19 protein-coding genes are annotated in these 19,312 nt (G+C 69.4%); 9 read left to right on the forward strand and 10 right to left on the reverse strand.

The genetic code is table 11. From position 1 onward, the window contains the following. Positions 1-40 precede the first annotated feature (40 nt). The 6 genes from gyrB to dnaA all read right to left on the reverse strand — a co-directional run bounded on the left by gyrB (position 41) and on the right by dnaA (position 9,041). Positions 41-2,071, reverse strand: coding sequence for a DNA topoisomerase (ATP-hydrolyzing) subunit B (gyrB, locus tag ACH4TP_RS19030; protein WP_389222596.1), 2,031 nt, complete (start codon positions 2,069-2,071; stop codon positions 41-43). A gap of 433 nt (positions 2,072-2,504) precedes the next feature. Beyond that, the gene (locus ACH4TP_RS19035; protein WP_398181089.1) at positions 2,505-3,065 is read right to left on the reverse strand and encodes a DUF721 domain-containing protein; all 561 of its coding nucleotides are present in this window, start codon (positions 3,063-3,065) and stop codon (positions 2,505-2,507) included. Continuing rightward, positions 3,062-4,183: a DNA replication/repair protein RecF gene (recF, locus tag ACH4TP_RS19040; RefSeq protein ID WP_398181086.1), complete on the reverse strand. Its 1,122-nt coding sequence runs from the start codon at positions 4,181-4,183 to the stop codon at positions 3,062-3,064. Before recF ends, ACH4TP_RS19035 begins: the two co-directional genes overlap by 4 nt. Before the next feature lie 59 nt (positions 4,184-4,242). Further along, positions 4,243-5,121 (reverse strand): phosphogluconate dehydrogenase (NAD(+)-dependent, decarboxylating), encoded by an 879-nt coding sequence (gene gnd / locus ACH4TP_RS19045; RefSeq protein WP_150268264.1) that lies wholly within the window; start codon positions 5,119-5,121, stop codon positions 4,243-4,245. A gap of 110 nt (positions 5,122-5,231) precedes the next feature. Beyond that, positions 5,232-6,362, reverse strand: coding sequence for a DNA polymerase III subunit beta (dnaN, locus tag ACH4TP_RS19050; protein WP_041130169.1), 1,131 nt, complete (start codon positions 6,360-6,362; stop codon positions 5,232-5,234). Positions 6,363-7,247: 885 nt separating this feature from the next. Next, positions 7,248-9,041, reverse strand: a complete 1,794-nt coding sequence (gene dnaA, locus ACH4TP_RS19055) for a chromosomal replication initiator protein DnaA (RefSeq protein ID WP_398438586.1) — start codon at positions 9,039-9,041, stop codon at positions 7,248-7,250. A gap of 395 nt (positions 9,042-9,436) precedes the next feature. Here dnaA and rpmH point away from each other — a divergent pair, with 395 nt between their 5' ends. The 9 genes from rpmH (at position 9,437) to ACH4TP_RS19100 (ending at position 16,113) form a co-directional block, all read left to right on the forward strand. After that, positions 9,437-9,574: a 50S ribosomal protein L34 gene (rpmH, locus tag ACH4TP_RS19060; RefSeq protein WP_015659252.1), complete on the forward strand. Its 138-nt coding sequence runs from the start codon at positions 9,437-9,439 to the stop codon at positions 9,572-9,574. 21 nt (positions 9,575-9,595) lie between these two features. Continuing rightward, positions 9,596-9,967 carry a ribonuclease P protein component gene (rnpA, locus tag ACH4TP_RS19065; protein ID WP_388851181.1) on the forward strand — a complete coding sequence of 124 codons (372 nt, stop codon included), beginning with the start codon at positions 9,596-9,598 and terminating at the stop codon, positions 9,965-9,967. After that, positions 9,964-10,290, forward strand: coding sequence for a membrane protein insertion efficiency factor YidD (gene yidD / locus ACH4TP_RS19070; RefSeq protein WP_389222587.1), 327 nt, complete (start codon positions 9,964-9,966; stop codon positions 10,288-10,290). The genes rnpA and yidD overlap by 4 nt, the downstream gene beginning before the upstream one ends. A gap of 3 nt (positions 10,291-10,293) precedes the next feature. After that, complete coding sequence (yidC, locus tag ACH4TP_RS19075) at positions 10,294-11,589, forward strand: membrane protein insertase YidC (RefSeq protein WP_398181077.1); 1,296 nt, start codon at positions 10,294-10,296, stop codon at positions 11,587-11,589. Between the two features lie 30 nt (positions 11,590-11,619). Beyond that, positions 11,620-12,132, forward strand: a complete 513-nt coding sequence (locus tag ACH4TP_RS19080) for a protein jag (RefSeq protein WP_388851190.1) — start codon at positions 11,620-11,622, stop codon at positions 12,130-12,132. A gap of 94 nt (positions 12,133-12,226) precedes the next feature. Further along, positions 12,227-12,991: a 16S rRNA (guanine(527)-N(7))-methyltransferase RsmG gene (gene rsmG / locus ACH4TP_RS19085; RefSeq protein ID WP_389222583.1), complete on the forward strand. Its 765-nt coding sequence runs from the start codon at positions 12,227-12,229 to the stop codon at positions 12,989-12,991. Between the two features lie 236 nt (positions 12,992-13,227). Further along, complete coding sequence (locus tag ACH4TP_RS19090) at positions 13,228-14,304, forward strand: ParA family protein (RefSeq protein ID WP_398181072.1); 1,077 nt, start codon at positions 13,228-13,230, stop codon at positions 14,302-14,304. Further along, positions 14,301-15,332, forward strand: coding sequence for a ParB/RepB/Spo0J family partition protein (locus ACH4TP_RS19095; protein WP_398181069.1), 1,032 nt, complete (start codon positions 14,301-14,303; stop codon positions 15,330-15,332). Before ACH4TP_RS19090 ends, ACH4TP_RS19095 begins: the two co-directional genes overlap by 4 nt. A gap of 163 nt (positions 15,333-15,495) precedes the next feature. Beyond that, positions 15,496-16,113 (forward strand): GNAT family N-acetyltransferase, encoded by a 618-nt coding sequence (locus ACH4TP_RS19100; RefSeq protein ID WP_041130177.1) that lies wholly within the window; start codon positions 15,496-15,498, stop codon positions 16,111-16,113. 70 nt (positions 16,114-16,183) lie between these two features. On the opposite strand, the gene trxA is transcribed toward ACH4TP_RS19100, so the two are convergent. The 4 genes from trxA to sigM form a co-directional block, all read right to left on the reverse strand. Next, on the reverse strand, positions 16,184-16,516 hold the full coding sequence (gene trxA / locus ACH4TP_RS19105; protein WP_389222576.1) for a thioredoxin: 333 nt from the start codon (positions 16,514-16,516) through the stop codon (positions 16,184-16,186). Positions 16,517-16,565: 49 nt separating this feature from the next. After that, on the reverse strand, positions 16,566-17,531 hold the full coding sequence (trxB, locus tag ACH4TP_RS19110; protein ID WP_389222574.1) for a thioredoxin-disulfide reductase: 966 nt from the start codon (positions 17,529-17,531) through the stop codon (positions 16,566-16,568). 139 nt (positions 17,532-17,670) lie between these two features. Continuing rightward, the gene (locus tag ACH4TP_RS19115; RefSeq protein ID WP_398438587.1) at positions 17,671-18,603 is read right to left on the reverse strand and encodes a zf-HC2 domain-containing protein; all 933 of its coding nucleotides are present in this window, start codon (positions 18,601-18,603) and stop codon (positions 17,671-17,673) included. After that, the gene (gene sigM / locus ACH4TP_RS19120) at positions 18,600-19,310 is read right to left on the reverse strand and encodes an RNA polymerase sigma factor SigM (RefSeq protein WP_398438588.1); all 711 of its coding nucleotides are present in this window, start codon (positions 19,308-19,310) and stop codon (positions 18,600-18,602) included. The genes ACH4TP_RS19115 and sigM overlap by 4 nt, the downstream gene beginning before the upstream one ends. Positions 19,311-19,312: the final 2 nt, after the last annotated feature.

The raw sequence follows: 19,312 nt of genomic DNA on the forward strand, positions 1-19,312 counted from the left end.
GCTGGTCGTCAGTCCTTTCGTACGGTCAGCTGAGACCGACTCAGATGTCGAGGAAGCGAACGTCCTTGGCGTTGCGCTGGATGAACGAGCGCCGTGCCTCGACGTCCTCACCCATGAGCACCGAGAACAGGTCGTCGGCCTGCGCGGCGTCGTCCAGGGTGACCTGGCCGAGTACGCGGTGCTCGACGTCCATGGTGGTGACGCGCAGCTCCTCGGCGTTCATCTCGCCGAGACCCTTGAAGCGCTGGATCGAGTCTTCCTTGATCCGCTTGCCGTTCTGCTTGCCCAGCTCGACGAGCGCGTCCCGCTCCCGGTCCGAGTACGCGTACTCGAAGTCGTCCCGGCCCCACTTGATCTTGTAGAGCGGCGGGCGGGAGAGGTAGACGTGACCGGCCTCGACCAGCGGCCGCATGAAGCGGAAGAGGAAGGTCAGCAGCAGGGTGTTGATGTGCTGGCCGTCGACGTCGGCGTCCGCCATCAGGATGATCTTGTGATAGCGGAGCTTCTCGATGTCGAAGTCCTCGTGCACGCCGGTGCCGAAGGCGGAGATCAGCGCCTGGACCTCGGTGTTCTGCAGGATCTTGTCGACGCGGGCCTTCTCGACGTTCAGGATCTTGCCGCGGATCGGCAGGATGGCCTGGTACATCGGGTTGCGGCCGGACTTGGCCGAACCGCCGGCGGAGTCACCCTCGACGATGAAGATCTCGCACTTGGACGGGTCGTTCGACTGGCAGTCGGACAGCTTGCCCGGGAGGGACGCCGACTCCAGGAGGCCCTTGCGGCGGGTCAGGTCGCGCGCCTTGCGCGCGGCCACGCGCGCGGTGGCGGCCTGGATCGACTTGCGGACGATGTCCGCGGCCTCGTTCGGGTTGCGGTCCAGCCAGTCGTTGAGGTGCTCGTAGACCGCCTTCTGGACGAAGGTCTTGACCTCCGTGTTGCCCAGCTTGGTCTTGGTCTGGCCCTCGAACTGCGGCTCGCTCAGCTTGACCGAGATGATCGCCGTCAGACCCTCGCGGATGTCGTCGCCCGTGAGGTTGTCGTCCTTCTCGCGGAGCAGCTTCTTGTCGCGCGCGTACTTGTTGATCAGCGAGGTCAGCGCGGCGCGGAAGCCCTCCTCGTGCGTGCCGCCCTCGTGGGTGTGGATGATGTTGGCGAAGGAGTACACGCCCTCGCTGTAGCCGCTGTTCCACTGCATCGCGACCTCGAGGGACAGGTTCTTGTCCTTGTCCTCGGCGTCGAGGTCGATCACGGTGGGGTGGATCAGCTCGCCCTTGCGCGAGTTGAGGTACTTCACGAAGTCGACGATGCCGCCCTCGTAGTGGTACCTCACCGTGCGCGCGGCGGCCTCGGCGGTGGCCTCGACGTCCGGGTCGTCGGCGCCGACGGTCGCCTTCGCCGACTCGCGCTCGTCGGTGAGCGTGATCGTCAGGCCCTTGTTGAGGAAGGCCATCTCCTGGAAGCGCCGCGAGAGCGTCTCGAAGGAGTACTCGGTGGTCTCGAAGATGTCCGGGTCGGCCCAGAAGGTCACCGACGTGCCGGTCCGGTCGGTCGCCTCGTGCTGGGCGAGCGGGGCCGTCGGGGCGCCCATCTTGTAGTCCTGCGTCCAGCGGTGGCCGTCCGTCCAGATCTCGACGGAGACCCGGGTGGACAGGGCGTTCACGACGGAGACGCCGACACCGTGCAGACCGCCGGAGACCGCGTAGCCGCCGCCGCCGAACTTTCCGCCCGCGTGCAGCACGGTCAGCACGACCTCGACGGCCGGCTTGCCCTCGGAGGCCACGATGCCGACCGGGATGCCGCGGCCGTTGTCGACGACGCGGACGCCGCCGTCGGGCAGGATCGTCACGTCGATGGTGTCGGCGTGCCCGGCCAGGGCTTCGTCGACCGAGTTGTCGACGACCTCCTGCACCATGTGGTGCAGACCGCGCTCACCGGTCGAGCCGATGTACATGCCAGGGCGCTTGCGCACGGCATCCAGGCCCTCGAGTACCTGGATGTTGCTGGCGGTGTACTGGGTGTTCTCGTTGGGGTTGCCGGAATCGGCCACGAAGCGCCCTTTCTGGCACAGCACAGGCCGTTCTCCGGGCATACGGGAGCGGCTGCGTCGTTCGACATGTTCCGCAGGGTGGCGGGATTGTCTCCCAGTCTACCGGTACCGCCGACACTCATGGGGGTTTGCCGGTACCTGAATGCGCATGTGCCGCCCTGCGCGGGCGCGAGACGACTCCCCATATCCACACAGGGGCTCCAGAGGCCGTAGACGGCCACCTAGCGCTTCGAGCTGTGACGGCCAGTGGGCATCGGTCGGCCACGCGTTGCGGGCACGCGCTCCGCCCCCGCGGTGGGCATCAGATCCGCCCCGTTGTGGGCGATCGTTCCGCTGGGGCTAGGGGGTCCCCCCTGCTCGAGCGAAGCCGAGAGCTTGGGGGAGGGTGGGCACAACGCCCACGCGCAACGGCGCCCTCCGCCCGGACCCGCACCACGGGGGCCCCGGGGCCCCCGTACTACCCGTACGTGTCCCCGGGCCCGACGCTTCCGGGCGCCCTGAGCGGGCCGTACCCACGGCGGGGGGCGCCCGGCCCCAGCACCTTGATGACCCGCACCGTCCCGTGCCCCAGGTCCTCATTGAGCCGAGCCACCAGCGTCGGCGCCAGCAACCGCAGCTGCGTGGCCCACGCAGTGGAGTCGCACTGCACCGTCAGCACCCGCGCATCCGGCTCGTCGTCGAACCTCACCGGCACGCAGTGCTTCGCCAGGTCCTCGCCGACGATCTGCGGCCACCGCCCCATGACCCCGCCGACCGCCGCCGGCGTCTCCCAGCCCCGCTCGGTGATCAGCCGGTTGATCGCGGCGCCGAGCGCCATCGGGTCGCGCCCGTCGGCGCGCGCGCCGGAGCGCAGCCCGCCCCCGCGCCTGGCCTGCTTCTTCTGCGCCGCCGCCGCGCCCCGCGCCTTCGCCTGCTCCTTGGCGGCGCGCAGCGCGACCCGCGCGAGGTCGACACCCGAAGGCTCGGGCACCGGGGGCGCCGGCCTGTCCACAGACTGTGGAGAGATTTCCTCGCTCATACCCGTTCCACCGTCCCGCCGGACACGGCGTACCGCGTGCCCGCCAGCACCCCCGGCACGTCGTCGTCCACCGCCGCCGTGACGAGCACCTGCTCGCCCGGTGCCACCAGCTCCGCGAGCCGCTCGCGCCGCCGCGCGTCGAGCTCGGCGAAGACGTCGTCGAGGACGAGGACCGGCTCGTTGCCCTCGGACCTCAGCAGGTCGTACGAGGCGAGCCGCAGCGCCAGCGCGTACGACCAGGACTCGCCATGGCTGGCGTACCCCTTCGCGGGGAGCTCGCCGAGCTTGAGGAGCAGCTCGTCCCGGTGGGGTCCGACGAGCGTGACGCCCCGCTCGATCTCCTGCTTTCGGACCTCGGCGAGGGCGGCGAGCAGCTGCTCGTACAGCTCCTCGCGGGAGTGCCCGGGGCCCGGCGCGGAGGGGCGGTACTCCAGGAGGACCGGTCCGCCGCCGGGCGCCAGCTGCTCGTACGCCTTGTCGGCGAGCGGCTGCAGTACGGCGATGAGGTCCAGCCGCTGGGCGAGCAGCTCGGCGCCGGCCCGGGCCAGGTGCTGGTCCCACACGTCCAGGGTGGACAGGTCCGCGCCCCGGCCGCCGTGCCGCCGGGCCATCGCCGCCGACTTCAGGAGCGTGTTGCGCTGCTTGAGGACGCGCTCGTAGTCGGAGCGCACGCCCGCCATGCGCGGCGTGCGCGCCGTGATCAGGTCGTCGAGGAAGCGCCGGCGCTCGCCGGGGTCGCCCTTGACCAGGGCGAGGTCCTCGGGGGCGAACAGCACGGTCCGTACGATGCCGAGCACGTCACGCGGTCTGACCTGCGAGGACCTGTTGATGCGGGCGCGGTTGGCGCGGCCCGGGTTGAGCTCCAGCTCGACCAGCTGGGAGCGCTCGCCCTGGGTGACGGCGGCGCGGATGACCGCGCGCTCCGCCCCCATCCGGACGAGGGGGGCGTCGGAGGCGACGCGGTGGCTGCCGAGGGTCGCGAGATAGCCGACGGCCTCGACGAGGTTGGTCTTGCCCTGGCCGTTCGCGCCCACGAAAGCGGTGACGCCCGGGTCGAGCGGAACCTCGACCCGGGCGTACGAGCGGAAGTCGGCCAGCGAGAGATGCGTGACGTGCATGGTGGGCGCCGACCTTCTTCCCCCGGCGGCTGTGCACCGCGGGGTGCACAGCCTGTGGATTACTTCTTCGTCTCGACCGCGTGGCCACCGAACTGGTTGCGCAGCGCGGCGATCATCTTCATCTGCGGGGAGTCGTCCTGGCGGGAGGCGAACCGCGCGAACAGCGAGGCGGTGATCGCCGGCAGCGGGACGGCGTTGTCGATGGCGGCCTCGACCGTCCACCGGCCCTCGCCGGAGTCCGACGCATAGCCCCGCAGCTTGTCCAGGTGCTCGTCCTCGTCCAGCGCGTTCACCGCGAGGTCGAGCAGCCAGGAGCGGATGACCGTGCCCTCCTGCCAGGAGCGGAAGACCTCGCGCACGTCGGTGACGGAGTCGACCTTCTCCAGGAGCTCCCAGCCCTCGGCGTAGGCCTGCATCATCGCGTACTCGATGCCGTTGTGGACCATCTTCGCGAAGTGGCCGGCGCCGACCTTGCCCGCGTGGACCGAGCCGAACTCGCCCTCGGGCTTGAGCGCGTCGAAGATCGGCTGGACCTTCGCCACGTCCTCGGCGGAGCCGCCGTACATCAGCGCGTAGCCGTTCTCCAGGCCCCACACACCGCCGGAGACGCCGCAGTCGACGAAGCCGATGCCCTTGGCGGCGAGCTCCTCGGCGTGCTTCTCGTCGTCCGTCCAGCGCGAGTTCCCGCCGTCCACGACGATGTCGCCGGGGGAGAGCAGGTCGGCCAGCTCGTCGATGGTGGACTGGGTCGCGGCACCGGCCGGGACCATGACCCACACGACGCGCGGACCCTTGAGCTTGCCCACAAGCTCTTCGAGGCTGTGGACGTCGGCGAGGTCCGGATTGCGGTCGTATCCGATGACGGTGTGGCCTGCGCGGCGGATGCGCTCACGCATGTTGCCGCCCATCTTGCCGAGACCGACGAGACCGAGCTCCATCAGAGATTCCTTAAGCGTCGTGTGCGGTTTACCCGGGTCCGAGCCTACGCCCGGACCCGGGTGCACACCTGTGGGGTCGGCCGCTCAGGCGATGCCCCGAGGAACCGGGATCAACCGGACAGGCGAACCGGCATGATCAGGTACTTGTAGGCCTCGTCCGCCTCCGCGTCGAGCGCGGGCTTGCCGCTGAGCAGCGCCGGCTTCGTGGAGGTCGTGAAGGAGAGCTGGGCGACCGGGGAGTCGATCGCGCTCAGGCCGTCGAGCAGGAAGGTCGGGTTGAAGGCGATCGAGATGTCGTCGCCGTCCAGCTGCGCGTCGACCCTCTCCACAGCCTGTGCGTCGTCGCTGGAGCCGGCCTCCAGGATGAGGACGCCCTGCTCGAAGCTCAGCCGGACCGGGGTGTTGCGCTCGGCCACCAGGGCCACGCGCTTCACGGCCTCCACGAAGGGGGCGGTCTCGATCACCGCGACCGAGTTGAACTCGGTGGGGAAGAGCGTCCGGTACTTCGGGAGGTCGCCCTCCAGGAGGCGGGTGGTGGTGCGGCGGCCCGCGCCCTCGAAGCCGATGAGGCCCTCGCCCTTGCCGGAGCCCGAGAGCGCCAGGGTGACCGTGTCGCCGCTGGTGAGCGCCTTGGCGGTGTCCAGGAGGGTCTTCGCGGGCACCAGGGCGACCGCGGAGGCGTCCGGGGACTCCGGCTTCCACAGGAACTCGCGGACCGCGAAGCGGTAGCGGTCGGTGGAGGCCAGGGTGACCGTGTCGCCCTCGATCTCGATGCGCACACCGGTGAGGACGGGCAGCGTGTCGTCACGGCCGGCGGCGATGGCCACCTGCGCGGCGGCGGAGGCGAAGACCTCGCCGGGGACGGTGCCGGTCGCGGTGGGCATCTCCGGCAGGGCCGGGTACTCCTCCACAGGCAGTGTGTGGAGGGTGAAGCGGGAGGATCCACAGACGACGGTCGCCCGTACACCGTCTGTGGAGATCTCCACGGGACGGTTGGGGAGGGCGCGGCAGATGTCGGCGAGCAGCCGGCCGGAGACGAGGACGGTGCCGTCCTCCTCCACCTCGGCCTCGACCGAGACCCGGGCGGAGACCTCGTAGTCGAAGCTCGAGAAGCTCAGGGCGCCGTCCTCGGCCTTCAGGAGAAGGCCCGCGAGCACGGGGGCCGGCGGACGGGCCGGGAGGCTGCGGGCCACCCAGGCCACCGCCTCCGCGAGTACATCGCGCTCCACCCGGATCTTCACCGGAACCGCCTCCTGCTGTTGCTGGCTCTTCGTCGACTGCGGGAACCAGTCTGACGTACGCCGCAGACACTCGGTGCTGCTCGGGGTCAAATCGCGACGAGAGCGTGCCGGAGCTCCGGCGCCGAGTTGTGCACAGGACCCACTTCGAAACGGATTCCGAGCTAACTCTATGTGGGAGTAGTAGTAGGGCCTGTGGAAACCGTGGATAACGCCGTTCTCGCAGGTCAGTCCAGGTTTTTTGTCCACCGAGGCTGTGGGTGGAACCAGTGGAAAACCAGGTGTGTCTGTGGACACCCGAAAGTTCTGCACAGCCGATACACAGACCAGGGGGAGTTCTCCCCAGCGCTGTCCCCAGCTTTCCCCAGGTTCCCCACAGCCCAAACGTCTCCCTTGGTGTGACGGCTTTCACTCGACCCGGTGAGCGGGGGTGTTTCGTTGCCGAACAGTGGACAGCGGTGTGGAGAAGCTGTGGGCAACCGACTGCTCCCTGTGGGCAGCCGGTGGACAACCTTCGGGACCCCCTGTGGACGAAAGATTCATCCACAGGCTGTGGAGAACGGTTGCCAACAATTCCACAAGGGTCTGACCTGGAGTGATGCCCTGTCACCAGGCCTGCCTGTGGACACAATCCGGATAACTCGACAGTCCCCACCCTGTGGACGGGAGATCATCCCCCAATCTGTGGAGAACCTGCCACCGGAACGAGGGAATCGAACAGGCCAGGGGTGAGGCGGAGGCGGGACAGGGGCGAGGAGGGGGCGGGGCAGGGGTCAGGCAGGGGCGAAGTGCGGGCGCGTGGGGGCCGAGGGAACGCCGAAGGGCGCCCCGGGGAGGTGTCCCGGAGCGCCCTTCGAGAGGCTCTGACGGCCCTGTGGCAGGCCCGCGTCAGCCGTTCTTGATGCGGTTGGTGAGTTCGGTGACCTGGTTGTAGATGGAGCGCCGCTCCGCCATCAGGGCGCGGATCTTCCGGTCCGCGTGCATCACCGTCGTGTGGTCGCGGCCGCCGAACTGCGCGCCGATCTTCGGCAGCGACAGGTCCGTGAGCTCACGGCACAGGTACATGGCGATCTGCCGGGCCGTCACCAGGACGCGGCTGCGCGAGGATCCGCAGAGGTCCTCCACCGTCAGACCGAAGTAGTCGGCGGTGGCCGCCATGATCGCGGGAGCGGTGATCTCCGGCGCGCTGTCCTCGCCGCCCGGGATCAGGTCCTTGAGGACGATCTCGGTCAGCCCGAGGTCCACCGGCTGCCGGTTGAGGCTCGCGAAGGCCGTCACCCGGATCAGCGCGCCCTCCAGCTCACGGATGTTCCGCGAGATCCGGGACGCGATGAACTCCAGCACCTCCGGCGGGGCGTTGAGCTGCTCCTGCACCGCCTTCTTGCGGAGGATCGCGATGCGCGTCTCCAGCTCGGGCGGCTGCACGTCGGTGGTGAGGCCCCACTCGAAGCGGTTGCGGAGCCGGTCCTCCAGGGTCACCAGCTGCTTGGGCGGCCGGTCCGAGGAGAGCACGATCTGCTTGTTGGCGTTGTGCAGCGTGTTGAAGGTGTGGAAGAACTCCTCCTGCGTCGACTCCTTGCTCGCCAGGAACTGGATGTCGTCGACGAGCAGGATGTCCACATCGCGGTAGCGCTTGCGGAAGGCGTCGCCCTTGCCGTCGCGGATCGAGTTGATGAACTCGTTGGTGAACTCCTCGGAGCTCACGTACCGCACGCGCGTGCCCGGGTAGAGGCTCCGCGCGTAGTGCCCGATCGCGTGCAGCAGGTGGGTCTTGCCGAGACCCGACTCCCCGTAGATGAAGAGCGGGTTGTACGCCTTCGCCGGCGCCTCGGCGACCGCGACGGCGGCCGCATGCGCGAACCGGTTCGAGGAACCGATCACGAAGGTGTCGAAGAGGTACTTGGGGTTCAGACGCGCGTGCTGCTCGTTCGGGCCGCCGGCGCCCTGCCCGGAGGACGAGGAGCCGCCGCCCGGCACGCCGCCGGGCCCGGGGACCGGACCGCCCGGACGGGGCCCGGGACGGGGGCCGTGGCTCTGCGGATCGGGCAGCTCGGCACGCTCGGGCCGCTGCGGCTCGTAACCGCGGGCCGGCTCGTCGTAACGGCTCCCCCGGGACTGCTCGGGGCCGGTCGGGCTGCTGGGGCCGGTGTACGGGGCGCGCTCCTGGTAGCCGCCGAGCCGCGGCTGCTGCCAGGAGAGGTCCTCCTGGGTGCGCGGCCAGGCGCCGGGGTCGGGCCGCTGCGGCTGCTGGTAGTCCGGGTAGGCCGGGCGCGCGGTGGGCAGGCCGTCGTCGGACATCGGCCGGTGGCCGTAGCCCTCGTACTTCTCGTACGGCTCGGGCTGCGGACGCTCGTCGTAGCGCGACTGCTGCGACTGCTGCACCGGGGGCGCCGGCGGCGTCGGCTCGCCGACGGAGTCGTCGACGGTGATCGCGATCCGGATCGGCCGGCCGCACTCACGGCTGAGGGTCTCGCTGATCAGCGGGGCGAGCCGGCCCTCCAGGACCCGCTTCCCCCACTCGTTGGGCACGGCGAGCAGAGCCGTGTCCGCGACCAGGGCGAGCGGCTGGCAGCGCTCGATCCACTGTTTGTCCTTGGGCTCGATCCCCTGCTGGCCCTCGGCGAGAAGCTGCTCGAGGACACGCGGCCACACTGCGGCAAGATCGGCAGGTACGTCAGCCACAGGGCACGCTTTCTCGCAGGTCCCACGATGGTGTGGTTCTCGGGGACGGTGGGTCGAAGTCCGTGCGGACGGGTCGCCCGGGACAGGTGAGGACAGAACGGAAAAAGATTACGGAGACCGTTCACGGTAGTCGGGGCGGATGACGTGGTTCAAGTTTTGTCCACAGCCTGTGCACAATGGGAGGTGGCGACAGGTCGGTTTGACCGGATGGCGTAGCCGCGCGTACCGTAACCAGGTCGAGTTGTCGATGGCTGCTGCCGCCTGCCTCCGATGGGCAAAGATCACGGTCTGTGATCGTGTAGCGGTGCACTCGGGCGTATTGCGAGCTACTCGTGGGCGCACGGTGACAGCCAGGCGATGTCCCGCCATCTACGAATCATTTCTGGAGCCCCCGAGTGAGCAAGCGCACCTTCCAGCCGAACAACCGTCGTCGCGCGAAGACCCACGGCTTCCGCCTGCGCATGCGCACCCGTGCCGGCCGCGCCATCCTGGCGAACCGCCGTGCCAAGGGTCGCGCGAGCCTGTCCGCCTGATCCACTTAAACAGGTCATGACGTGCTGCCTACCGAGAATCGGCTGAGGCGGCGCGAGGACTTCGCAACCGCGGTACGCCGAGGCCGCCGGGCTGGTCGCCCGCTCCTCGTCGTCCACCTGCGCAGCAGTGCAACGGACCCGCACGCGCCTGGGGAGAGCGCTCCCCCGACGCGTGCGGGTTTCGTCGTGAGCAAGGCCGTGGGCGGTGCGGTCGTACGCAACCAGGTGAAGCGACGCCTGCGCCATCTCGTCCGCGACCGCATCGACGAGCTGCCCCCCGGTAGCCTGGTGGTCGTACGGGCGTTGCCCGGAGCCGGTGACGCCGACCACGCACAGCTGGCCCGAGACCTGGACGCCGCTCTCCAGCGGCTGCTGGGAGGGGGCACGCGATGAAGTACCCGCTGCTGGCTCTCATCAAGCTGTACCAGTGGACGATCAGCCCTCTTCTGGGCCCCGTCTGCCGGTACTACCCGTCGTGTTCCCACTACGGATTCACGGCCATCGACCGGCATGGCGCGATCAAGGGCACGGCCCTGACCGCCTGGCGGATCCTGCGGTGCAACCCGTGGTCGCCCGGCGGTGTGGATCACGTCCCCCCGCGCAAGCGCCCCCGCTGGCACGAGATGCTGCGGAACGCGCTGCGCGGCGACAAGGGCGGTTCCCCCGCCACGACGAGCCCGGCCGCCGAGACCTCGCCCAATGCTCAAGGAGCCTGATTAGTGGACACGATTGCCAGTCTGTTCAGCTTCATCACCTGGCCCGTTTCCTGGGTCATCGTCCAGTTCCACAAGATGTACGGGGCGATCTTCGGTCCTGACACGGGCTGGGCCTGGGGTCTGTCCATCGTGTCCCTCGTGGTGCTGATCCGCATCTGCCTGATCCCGCTCTTCGTGAAGCAGATCAAGTCGACGCGGAACATGCAGGCGCTCCAGCCGAAGATGAAGGCGATCCAGGAGCGCTACAAGAGCGACAAGCAGCGTCAGTCCGAAGAGATGATGAAGCTGTACAAGGAGACGGGCACCAACCCGCTCTCCTCGTGCCTTCCCATCCTGGCGCAGTCCCCGTTCTTCTTCGCGCTGTACCACGTGCTCGCGGCCATCGCCAACGGCGAGACCATCGGCGTCATCAACCAGTCGCTGCTCGAGAGCGCCCGTCAGGCCCACATCTTCGGTGCCCCGCTGGCCGCCAAGTTCACGAACAGCGCCGCCGAGGTCCAGGCTCTGGGTGCCTCGATCACCGATGTGCGCATCGTCACCGCGGTCATGATCATCATGATGTCGGCCTCGCAGTTCTTCACCCAGCGCCAGCTGATGATGAAGAACGTCGACCTCTCGGTGAAGACCCCGTACATGCAGCAGCAGAAGATGCTCATGTACATCTTCCCGCTGATCTTCGCGGGCATGGGCATCAACTTCCCCGTCGGTGTCCTCGTCTACTGGCTGACCACCAACGTGTGGACCATGGGCCAGCAGATGTACGTCATCAACCAGAACCCGACGCCGGGCAGCAAGGCCCAGGACGCCTACCTCCAGCGCCTGCTGAAGAGCGTCACGCACAGCGGTGAGGTCAAGGGCCGCCGCCGGAAGAACATCGTCAAGGTCATCGTCGCCAAGGGCAGTGACCGCAACGAGAACGAGCGCCGCTTCTTCGCGGGCCTCTCCAAGGCCGGCTTCGCCGCCCAGGCCGACGGCACCGTGATCAAGGGCGACACCCTCGTGGCCGAGGCCGAGGGCGGTGCCGCCGCCAAGCGCCAGCAGCCCAAGCGCCAGACCAAGGCCCAGCGCCAGGCCTCCGCGGCCCCGCAGGCGAAGGACACCGAGGTCGAGGAGCAGGCGGAGACCACCGAGACGAGCGTCTCGGAGACCGAGTCGAAGACCTCGCTGGAGAAGAAGCCGGAGACCCCCGCCAAGGGCGGCACGCAGGGTCAGGCCTCCGGCCGCAGCCGCGCCAGCTCGGGCGGCAACCGCCAGCGCAAGGGCCCGCAGCGGCCCAAGCACCCGTCCTCCAAGAAGTAAGCCCTCCCAGAAGCAAGAAGGAGTCCATCCGTGACGGAAGGCACCACCTCCGCCGCCGCCGAGGGTGGCGACACCCTGACCCGCCTGGAGCAGGAGGGTGAGATCGCGGCCGACTACCTCGAAGGCCTGCTCGACATCGCCGATCTCGACGGCGACATCGACATGGACGTCGAGGCGGACCGGGCTGCGGTCTCGATCATCAGCGACTCCGGCAGCCGTGACCTGCAGAAGCTCGTGGGCCGCGACGGGGAGGTCCTGGAGGCGCTCCAGGAGCTGACCCGGCTGGCCGTGCACCGCGAGACCGGTGACCGTAGCCGGCTGATGCTCGACATCGCGGGCTTCCGGGCCAAGAAGCGTGCCGAGCTCGCCGAGCTGGGCGCCAAGGCCGCGGCCGAGGTGAAGGCCAACGGTCAGCCGGTCAAGCTGGACCCGATGACGCCGTTCGAGCGCAAGGTCGTGCACGACGCCATCGCCGCCGCCGGTCTGCGCAGCGAGTCCGAGGGCGAGGAGCCGCAGCGCTTCGTCGTCGTGCTCCCGGCCTGAACCCTCACGTAGTCTCGGCCCCGTCTGTTCGCAGGCGGGGCCGATCTTTGTCAGCCTTGAAACTCAGCCACCACAGTGCGCTCGCACGCGAGGCGTGCGGTACGGAAGGACGGTTCCCGTGACGGAGTCAGCGGAGCTCCCCGAGGTGCCGGAGCAGGCGCTTCCCGAAGCGCCGGAGCAGGCGCGGACAGTCTTCGGTGAGTACTTCCCGGAGGCCGTGCGGTACGCGGAGCTGCTCGCGGACGCGGGTGTGAAGCGTGGCCTGATCGGCCCGCGCGAGGTCCCGCGTCTCTGGGAGCGCCACCTGCTGAACTGTGCCGTCCTCTCGGAGGTCGTCCCCGAGGGCGTCACCGTCTGCGATGTGGGCTCGGGCGCCGGTCTGCCCGGCATCCCGCTGGCTCTGGTCCGGCCCGACCTGAAGATCACCCTTCTGGAGCCGCTCCTGCGTAGGACGAACTTCCTCCAGGAGGTCGTCGAGCTGCTCGGCCTCGACCATGTGACCGTGGTCCGGGGGCGTGCGGAGGAGATGCTCGGCAAGATCACGCCCGTGCACGTGGTGACCGCCCGCGCGGTGGCGCCGCTCGACCGGCTGGCCGGCTGGGGCGTTCCCCTGCTGCGCCCGTACGGAGAGATGCTGGCGCTCAAGGGCGACACCGCGCAGGAGGAGATCGACGGTGCTCGCTCCGCGCTCTCCCGGCTCGGTGTGGTGGAGGCCTCGGTGCTGCACGTGGGTGAGGGGGTCGTCGACCCGATGACCACGGTCGTCCGGGTGGAGGTCGGCGAGAGCCCCGGTGGTGTGCGGTTCGCGGCCAAGCGGGCCAAGGCCGCCCGCACCAGCAAGACCCGTCGGCGCCGCTGAGCGCCGGATACGTACCATTTCGGAGTGTCGAACGGTCCCGGCCGGGCGGCAGCGGCATGGTGTTTCACGTGAAACGTCGCTCACTGCTGCAGGGGATCATCAGCCGCGGTCGCGCGGCTGCCACGCCCCGGGACCGTCGACCTCGCGTGAAGCCACCCGTGAGGGTTACGGAGTTGTCCACAGAGGTGGATTCACCCACAGAACCACCTACCTCGCTGGTTCACGACCCCGAAAGCATGGCAGGCTCTCCTCATCGCGAGCCTGAAGCCGAGGAGAGTGAATCCTTGCGGTCCGACGCCAACATCGCGGGACCGATGACCGATCCGGTCCCCGGTCCCCGAACCGAATCGGCGGGGGAGGATGTTTCACGTGAAACACCGCCCCCGATGGACGACACCCCCATCGGTCGTGCCGCCCAGCTGGCAGTAGAGGCACTGGGTCGTGCCGGTGAGGGACTTCCCCGCCCGGCCCAGACCCGTGTCATGGTGGTCGCCAACCAGAAGGGCGGCGTGGGCAAGACGACCACGACGGTCAACCTTGCCGCCTCCCTGGCACTGCACGGCGCCCGGGTCCTGGTCATCGACCTGGACCCCCAGGGCAACGCCTCGACGGCACTGGGCATCGACCACCACGCCGAGGTCCCCTCGATCTACGACGTGCTGGTGGATAGCAAGCCGCTCTCCGATGTGGTGCAGCCGGTCAAGGACGTCGAGGGCCTCTTCTGTGCCCCCGCCACCATCGATCTCGCCGGCGCGGAGATCGAGCTGGTGTCGCTGGTGGCGCGTGAGAGTCGGCTCCAGCGGGCGATCCAGGCCTATGAGCAGCCGCTGGACTACATCCTGATCGACTGCCCGCCCTCGCTCGGCCTCCTCACGGTCAACGCGATGGTGGCGGGCGCGGAGGTGCTGATCCCGATCCAGTGCGAGTACTACGCGCTGGAGGGACTCGGTCAGCTCCTGCGGAACGTCGACCTGGTCCGAGGTCACCTCAACCCGGCGCTCCACGTCTCGACGATCCTGCTCACCATGTACGACGGCAGGACGAGGCTCGCCTCCCAGGTGGCCGAAGAGGTGCGCAGCCACTTCGCCGAGGAGGTGCTGCGGACCAGCATTCCGAGGTCCGTCCGCATCTCGGAGGCCCCGAGCTACGGGCAGACGGTCCTCACCTATGACCCGGGTTCCAGCGGCGCCCTTTCGTACCTCGAAGCGGCCCGTGAGATCGCCCTGCGGGGGGTCGCCGTGCACTACGACCCGCAACACGCCCATGTAGGGCACCAGAACAGCCAGCGCAGCATGTCGGAGGGGATCCAGTGAGCGAGCGACGTAGGGGATTGGGGCGTGGGCTCGGTGCGCTGATTCCTGCTGCTCCCCAGGAACGGCAGGTGGAACGAGGGGTGGCCGCCGCGAAGCTGGCGACGCTGCCGCAGAGCCCGAAGGCCCCGGAGTCGTCGCCGACGTGGAACGAGCCCGAGCCGGCGGCCCTGCCGAAGGCTCCGGAAGGGGCCTACTTCACCGAGCTCCCGATCGATGCCATCGTCCCCAACCGGCATCAGCCCCGTGAGGTCTTCGACGAGGACGCCCTCGCGGAGCTCGTCACCTCCATCAAGGAGGTCGGCCTGCTCCAGCCCGTGGTCGTGCGCAAGGTCGAGGCCGACCGCTACGAGCTCGTCATGGGTGAGCGCCGTCTGCGGGCGTCGACGACGGCGGGCCTGGAGCGGATTCCGGCGATCGTCCGGGACACCGACGACGAGAAGATGCTCCTGGACGCGCTCCTGGAGAACCTGCACCGGGCCCAGCTGAACGCGATCGAAGAGGCCCACGCCTACGAGCAGCTGCTCAAGGACTTCGGCTGCACCCATGACCAGCTCGCGGAGCGGATCGGACGTTCCCGCCCGCAGATCTCCAACACGCTGCGTCTGCTGCGCCTCTCTCTGCCGGTCCAGCGCCGGGTCGCCGCCGGTGTGCTCTCCGCCGGCCACGCACGGGCCCTGCTCGGTGTGGAGGACGCGGACGCCCAGGACAAGCTGGCGTACCGGATCGTCGCCGAAGGCCTCTCGGTGCGCAGCGTCGAGGAGATCGTGAGCCTCATGGGCTCCGAGGAGACCGCGTCCGCGGTCAAGCCGAAGGGTCCGCGGGCCGGTGCCCGTGTCTCGCCCGCGCTCACGGACCTCGCTTCCCGGCTCTCGGACCGCTTCGACACCCGGGTGAAGGTCGACCTGGGGCAGAAGAAGGGCAAGATCGTCGTCGAGTTCGCCTCGATGGAGGATCTGGAGCGGATCCTCTCGACCCTGGCTCCCGGAGAGGGACGGGTCCTGGACCACAAGAAGGCCGAGCAGGGCTGATCCCCCTTCCTGTTCGCTGAGGCCGCCCAGGGCGGGCCGTGCTCCGGTCTTCACCGGAACGCGGCCCGCCCTTTGCTCATGAGCGGTATCGCCCCGATCGCCCGATCGATACGATTCCCGAAGGCGTATCCGTGCTCGATGGCGAGGGAAACGAGGAGCAGCCGTGGGGCGTCGGCTCGTACCGCTCACGCTGGACAACCTTCCGGATCTGCCCAAGCGGTGTCGCTCCTGTGTCTTCTGGGAGCTCGACCCGGTCAGCGGTGAGGCGGCCGTGAAGGCGGGGCGCCCGGAGCTGGAGAAGGAGGCCTGGATCTCGGCCGTTCTCCTGGAGTGGGGTTCCTGCGGCCGGGTGGTCTATGTCGACGAAGTGCCGGTCGGTTACGTCCTCTACGCTCCCCCGGCCTATGTGCCGCGCTCGACGGCCTTCCCCACGAGCCCTGTAGCGGCGGATGCCGTCCAGCTGATGACGGCGTGGATCATGCCGGGCTATCAGGGGCAGGGCCTGGGACGGGTGATGGTGCAGACCGTGGCCAAGGACGTGATGAGGCGGGGCTTCAAGGCGATCGAGGCGTTCGGGGACGCCCGGTGGAAGGAGCCGGCCTGTGTGCTGCCGGCGGATCATCTCCTCGCGGTGGGCTTCAAGACCGTCCGCCCGCACCACGCCTTTCCCCGGCTGAGGCTGGAGCTGAGGACGACGCTCTCCTGGAAGGAGGACGTCGAAATGGCCCTGGATCGCCTGCTCGGCGCCGTGCAGAAGGAGCCCGCGCTACGGCCGCTCTAGCCCGGGGACACGAGAACGGCCCACCCCGAGAGGGGTGGGCCGTCGCTGTTTCACGTGAAACAGGGGAGCGTCAGGCCTGGATGAAGGAGTCCAGGTCGCGCAGGATGGCGGCCTTCGGCTTGGCGCCGACGATGGTCTTCGCGACCTCGCCGCCCTGGTAGACGTTGAGCGTCGGGATGGACATGACGCCGTACTTGGCGGCCGTGGCCGGGTTCTCGTCGATGTTGAGCTTCACGATCTCGATCTGGTCGCCGTGCTCGGCGGCGATGGCCTCCAGCGACGGGGCGATCTGACGGCACGGGCCGCACCAGGCCGCCCAGAAGTCCACGAGGACGGGCTTGTCGCTCTTGAGGACGACCTCGTCGAAGTCTGCGTCGGTCACGTTCTTCAGGGTGCCGGCCACGGCGACCTCCTTTGTTTCGCGGGGTGTGGGGTGGGGAGAGGAAGGGGGATCAGACTGCGGGGGTCTCGGCCAGCTTCTCGCTGTCGGCGAGGGCGGCGAGGAAGCGCTCGGCGTCCAGCGCGGCGGAGCAGCCGGTGCCGGCGGCCGTGATGGCCTGACGGTAGGTGTGGTCGACGACGTCACCGGCGCCGAAGACACCCGTGAGGTTCGTGCGCGTCGAGGGGGCGTCGACCTTGAGGTAGCCCTCGTCGTCCAGCTCCAGCTGGCCCTTGAAGAGCTCGGTCCGCGGGTCGTGGCCGACGGCGATGAAGAGGCCGGTGACGGGGAGCTCGCGGGTCTCACCGGTCTTCGTGTCGCGCAGGGTCAGACCGCTGAGCTTCTGGTCGCCGTGGATCGCGGTGACCTCGCTGTCCCAGGCGAAGGAGATCTTCGGGTCGGCGAAGGCGCGCTGCTGCATGGCCTTGGAGGCACGCAGGGTGTCCCGGCGGTGGACGATCGTGACGGACTTGGCGAAGCGCGAGAGGAAGGTGGCCTCCTCGATCGCGGTGTCGCCGCCGCCGACGACGGCGATGTCCTGGTCCTTGAAGAAGAAGCCGTCGCAGGTGGCGCACCAGGAGACACCGCGGCCGGAGAGCACGTCCTCGTTGGGGAGGCCGAGCTTGCGGTGCTGGGAACCGGTGGTGACGATGACGGCCTTGGCGCGGTGCACGGTGCCGGCGGTGTCGGTGACGGTCTTGATGTCACCGGTCAGGTCGACGGCGACGACGTCGTCCGGGACCAGCTCGGCGCCGAAGCGCTCGGCCTGGGCCCGCATGTTGTCCATGAGGTCCGGGCCCATGATGCCGTCACGGAAACCGGGGAAGTTCTCGACCTCGGTGGTGTTCATCAGCGCGCCACCGGCGGTGACGGCGCCTTCGAAGACCAGGGGGTTCAGCGACGCTCGGGCCGTGTAGAGCGCAGCGGTGTAACCCGCGGGCCCGGAGCCGATGATGATCACGTTACGGACGTCGCTCACGGGTTTCTTCCTCGTCTCTGCAGACTGCCACTGCCTACGGGGGCGGTTGTCTCGGTCGCTCTCACCCCACCCAACGGATCCTAAGGGGCGTGCATTCCCGAGACCGCCGCGCGGCACCGTGGCCGGGCAGGGAGAGAGGTCAGGAGCGAGGGTACGTCTGGCTCACCAGGAGCTCGGCGGCCGGGCTTCCGCTCGCCGTGGGACGGTCGGCGCAGGAGGCGTCGAGCACATAGGCCTGGACCCATGTGGTGTCCTTCGGATCGGCCATGACGAGCAGGTAGGCGGGTGTGCCCCGGTACTCCCCCCGCTCGTAGCCGAGCACTGCCTCGCTGCGGCCGGTGCCGGCCAGCACACAGCCGGGGACGGCGCTGTTCCCCGCGCTCCGGGAAGCATCGCCACCGGTCTGGGCGGACATGGATTCCGGCCCGACCCCCTGGGGGGTCTTGGGCGCGCGGCTCTCGGCCAGCAGGGCGTGGACGCGGTCCTCGACGGGTGCGCCGGAGAAGGGACTGAGCGGTGCGCTCGCGGCCGCTTCGACCTTCTTGGTGCTGTGGTCCGCCGCGCTCCCGGCGGTCACATCGCTCACCTGGCTGAGATACAGGCTCGTGCCGAGGACCACCGCCCCGAAGGCGGCGCCGATCGCGGAGATCAGGGCGATCCGGCGGCGGCGGGGCCTGCCGGGGCGACCGGGGCCGGTACCCGCCCGAGGGCGTCCGGCGGGACGGTCCGTGGCCGGGGAGGAAGTCGTGGCCTCGGCGGCGGAGCGCGATGTTTCACGTGAAACAGGGGTGTCGCTCTCCGGGGAGGTGGCGTTGAGGAGGGCCTCGGCGGCCAGGGCGGCGTCGATCCGTCCGGCGATCTCGGCGGGCATACGGGGCGGCCCGGGCAGGGTGCCGAGGAGGCCCCGGATCTCCTCCAGGGAGGACCGCACGTCCGCGCAGAGGGGACAGCCGTCCAGGTGCCGTCGTACGGCTGCCGAGCGGGTCGGCGAGAGCAGCCCCTCGGTCAGATCGGAGATCTCCGAGACGTCCGGGTGCTGTGTGGTGTCGGCCTTGCCGGCCGTGGAAGTCACGTGCGCCCACCTCCGCCCTTCACAGCAGCTGGATCTGTCGGTCCGGTATCCGTCGGCCCCGGCACCGGTGGGACGGATGTCCCCGGCGTCCGGTTCCTTCCCCCTTCGACGGCCTCGTTACCCACGGTGTCGACGCGCAGATGAGTGACCATCGGAAGGAGTCGTGCACGCCCGCGCGCACAGCGGCTCTTCACGGTCCCGGTCGGGACGCCGAGGATACGGGCCGCCTCCGCGACCGGGTATCCCTGCATGTCGACGAGGACGAGGGCGGCGCGCTGGTCCTCGGGGATCGTGGCGAGCGCGGCGAGGAGCTGACGGTGGAGGTCCTGGCGCTCCACGGGCGCCTCGGCCGACTCGTGGGGGTCGAGGAGCTGTTCGAAGCGGTCGGTGTCGTCGACGGGCGAGGTCCTGCGGGAGGCGGTCTTGCGCGCCCGGTCGAGGCAGGCGTTCACCGTGATGCGGTGGAGCCAGGTCGTGACGGCCGACTGGCCGCGGAAGGTGTGGGCGGCCCGGAAGGCGGAGATCAGGGCGTCCTGGACGGCGTCAGCGGCCTCCTCGCGGTCCCCCAGCGTCCGCAGGGCCACCGCCCACAGCCGGTCGCGATGGCGCCGCACGAGCTCACCGAAGGCGTCCGGGTCTCCGGCGACATGGCGGGCGAGGAGTTCCTCGTCCGTAGCCGTCCGGGGGTCGTCAGCCGGAGGCGCCACGG

The sequence above is a fragment of the Streptomyces sp. NPDC021012 genome (genome assembly GCF_044333355.1).
Taxonomy (GTDB): Bacteria; Actinomycetota; Actinomycetes; order Streptomycetales; family Streptomycetaceae; genus Streptomyces.

Excerpts from the sequence above, each read along its gene's own strand:
- ACH4TP_RS19035 (WP_398181089.1), bottom strand. The coding sequence starts at position 3,065 with ATGAGCGAGGAAATCTCTCCACAGTCTGTGGACAGGCCGGCGCCCCCG.
- recF (WP_398181086.1), bottom strand. The coding sequence starts at position 4,183 with ATGCACGTCACGCATCTCTCGCTGGCCGACTTCCGCTCGTACGCCCGG.
- gnd (WP_150268264.1), bottom strand. The coding sequence starts at position 5,121 with ATGGAGCTCGGTCTCGTCGGTCTCGGCAAGATGGGCGGCAACATGCGT.
- yidD (WP_389222587.1), top strand. The coding sequence starts at position 9,964 with ATGAAGTACCCGCTGCTGGCTCTCATCAAGCTGTACCAGTGGACGATC.
- ACH4TP_RS19090 (WP_398181072.1), top strand. The coding sequence starts at position 13,228 with ATGGCAGGCTCTCCTCATCGCGAGCCTGAAGCCGAGGAGAGTGAATCC.